Source organism: Marichromatium sp. AB31, assembly GCF_003718685.1.
Lineage (GTDB): Bacteria > Pseudomonadota > Gammaproteobacteria > Chromatiales > Chromatiaceae > Marichromatium > Marichromatium gracile.
Window position 1 is genome coordinate 1 of the sequence record NZ_RHFI01000071.1, and the last position, 376, is coordinate 376.

1 pseudogene is annotated in these 376 nt (G+C 69.9%); it reads right to left on the reverse strand.

Annotated elements, in window-relative coordinates:
* Positions 1 to 376, reverse strand: a pseudogene (locus EBL84_RS16775) (N-acetylglucosamine transferase); the annotation flags it as partial.

Here is a 376-nt window from a genome sequence, read left to right on the forward strand (position 1 = left end):
GTCGTCCCCGAGTTGTGCGGGAAGCAGTCGAGTCCGATGTCCATGCCCCGCAACACGTCCCACGGCGGGGAGTGATAGCCGATCTCCAGGCGCTCGCCGCCGATCCCGTGCGCGGCGAAGCGCTCGGCCAGCGCCTCCTGCTCGGCCTCGGTGGAGAAGTCCCTGCTGTTGACCACCAGCCGCGAACCCGGCACCCGCTCGAGGATCTCGGACCACACCCGGATGGTGCGGTGGTTGACACGCACCCCGCGGGTCAGCGTACCGAAGGTGATGTATCCCCGCTCCAGCGCCGGCAACACGTTCACCGCCCCCATCCCCTCGCTCGGGCGATACATGCCGGCGGGCGCGGCAATCCGCCAGGGCCGCTCGCTGAACA